4 protein-coding genes are annotated in these 2231 nt (G+C 61.7%); 2 read left to right on the top strand and 2 right to left on the bottom strand.

Features of this window, described 5'->3' with window-relative positions; genetic code table 11:
* Nucleotides 1–356 (bottom strand): carboxymuconolactone decarboxylase family protein (locus tag Q4G22_RS15630; RefSeq protein ID WP_303386814.1); only part of this gene is annotated, 356 nt, incomplete at its 3' end.
* A 9-nt stretch (nt 357–365) separates the two neighbouring features.
* Nucleotides 366–830, bottom strand: a complete 465-nt coding sequence (locus tag Q4G22_RS15635) for a nuclear transport factor 2 family protein (protein ID WP_303386815.1) — start codon at nt 828–830, stop codon at nt 366–368.
* 97 nt (nt 831–927) lie between these two features.
* On the opposite strand from Q4G22_RS15635, the gene Q4G22_RS15640 reads away from it, so the two are divergent.
* Complete coding sequence (locus Q4G22_RS15640) at nt 928–1425, top strand: SRPBCC family protein (RefSeq protein ID WP_303386816.1); 498 nt, start codon at nt 928–930, stop codon at nt 1423–1425.
* Between the two features lie 9 nt (nt 1426–1434).
* On the top strand, nt 1435–2231 hold a 797-nt coding region (locus tag Q4G22_RS15645), incomplete at its 3' end, for an SDR family NAD(P)-dependent oxidoreductase (protein ID WP_303386817.1).

Here is a 2231-nt window from a genome sequence, read left to right on the forward strand (position 1 = left end):
TCCTGCGGGCTGAACGCCTCGGCCAGCAGGTCGTAATCAGCCCTGGGCGCGCCCGTCGCCTCGATCCGGGTCAGCGATTCAGCCCAACCCAGCGCCGCACGTTCACGCGCGTCAAAGGCAGGGCTTTCGCGCCATGCCGCCAGAACGTCCAGCTTTTGCTGGCTGATCCCGACCTTGCGGGCCTCGGGGGCGTGCATGTCCAGACAATAGGCGCAGCCGTTGATCTGCGACACCCGCATCTTGATCAGCTCGCGCAGCGCCGCCGAGATCGACAGGTTCTTCAGCGAAGCCTCCAGCGTCAGCATCGCCTTCATCACATCCGGGGCAGCTTTGTAATATTCAAGACGCGGGGTCATTTTGGCCTCCTATGGGTGGCAGGGACGGGTTTCGGTCCAGTCCACCATAAGCTTGCGATTGGAAAACAGCCATGCCCCGTCCTGTTTCACCATCCGGTCGATGTAACGGATCGTCGCGATCATGATCTGGCGGGCGTCACCCTGACCGATGATGTGATGGGCGCGACAATAGGTCAGGCCGGTGGCGGTGTCGCCGTCGATCTCGACCCGGCTTTGACCGTTGAAATGCATGGTCAGCGGATAGGTGTTCAGATTGTCGAACACCGGAAACAGATCGTCGCGACCGCGCACGACCTGCGTGGGCGTGGGATCTTTGGCGTCCATGAACACCTCGAACACGGTGTCCGTTGTAAACAGCGCCATCTGCCCCTGCGCGTCGCGGCTGTCGGCGCAGAAGGCATAGGCGTCGATCAACTCGCGCAGCGCCAGCCGGTCGGCGGCCTCGGTCGCGGAAATCTGGGTGTGAATGGCCATGTCCTGTCCTTTTTTGCTATCCGGGCGGAACCAGTGACACATTGACGAAGTTTGTCAACGGTGCCATTTGTCACCGCACTCATCCCAAGGAAACACCATGTCGGATACTCCCGAACATATCGAGCAGATTACCGTTTATCGCCACAAGGACGGCCATTATTCCGTCTATACCGAAGCGCTGATCGCCGCCCCCGCCGCTGATGTCTGGGCCACGCTGGCCGATTTCGACCATATGGCCGATTGGAGCAGCACCCTGAAAGGCATCATCGGCGACCGCCGCGACGGCGGCAAGGTGCAGTCGCAGTTCTATACGATGGGCCGCATCTGGCTGGCCGATCACACCTTTATCTATAAGGAAGGCCAGGAATACGGCTGGTCCGACCCGCTGACCGGCGAGTTCGAGGGCGTGCGCGACCACCACCTTTTCCGGGTTCAGGCAATCACGCCGACCCTGACCCGCTTTATCCAATCGGACGAGTTCACCGGCGAAAACGCCGCGAAGCACGGCGTCGCCTTGGCCCGCGTGGGCCTGGACGGCTATCCGGTTTTCAACAGCGAATTGCGCGGCGAAGTGCTGCGGCGCATCAAAAAGTAAGGACATGACATGACCAAAATCTGGCTGATTACCGGCGCAAGCCGTGGTTTCGGGCGTCGTTGGGCGGAAGGTGCGCTGGAACGCGGCGACAAGGTTGCGGCAACCGTCCGCAATCTGGACAGCCTTGCCGATCTGGCGGCGAAATACGGCGATGCACTGCTGCCGATCCGGCTGGACGTGACCGACCGCGAGGCGGTCTTTGCCGCCGTGCGTCAGGCGCATGACCATTTCGGGCGTCTGGATGTGGTGCTGTCCAACGCCGGTTTCGGCATCATGGGCGCGATCGAGGAAGTCACGATCGAGGACGCCCGCGCCAATTTCGAAACCAATGTTTTCGGCACACTGAATCTTGTGCAAGCGGCGATTCCGCTGCTGCGGGCGCAAGGCTCGGGGCATATCATCATGGTGTCCTCGGTCGCGGGGATCGTGGCGGTGCCGAATGCCGGGATTTATGAGGGCGCGAAATTCGCCGTCGAAGGCATCGCCGAGGCACTGGCGGGTGAGGTCGCGCAGTTCGGCATCAAGGTCACGCTGATCGAGCCGGGCGCCTATGCAACTGATTTCCTGTCGGATAACTCGCTGCGGTCCTCGACACCCATGCCGATCTATGACGGCGTGCGGGCCGAACTGGCCGCCGCGCTGACCCCCGACATGATGGGCGACCCGGCCGCCACCGTGCCCGCGCTGATGAAGCTGGTGGACAGCGAAAACCCGCCCCTGCGGCTGATGTTTGGCGTGCTGCTGCCGATGGTCAAGGAAATCTATGCACAGCGCCTGAAAACATGGGAAGACTGGCAAGAGGTTTC

The sequence above is a fragment of the Paracoccus sp. (in: a-proteobacteria) genome (assembly GCF_030538655.1).
In the GTDB taxonomy this organism is placed as follows: Bacteria; Pseudomonadota; Alphaproteobacteria; order Rhodobacterales; family Rhodobacteraceae; genus Paracoccus.

What these genes read in the sequence shown, in the direction of transcription:
- Q4G22_RS15635 (WP_303386815.1), bottom strand. Translation starts at nt 830, where the DNA reads ATGGCCATTCACACCCAGATTTCCGCGACCGAGGCCGCCGACCGGCTG.
- Q4G22_RS15640 (WP_303386816.1), top strand. Translation starts at nt 928, where the DNA reads ATGTCGGATACTCCCGAACATATCGAGCAGATTACCGTTTATCGCCAC.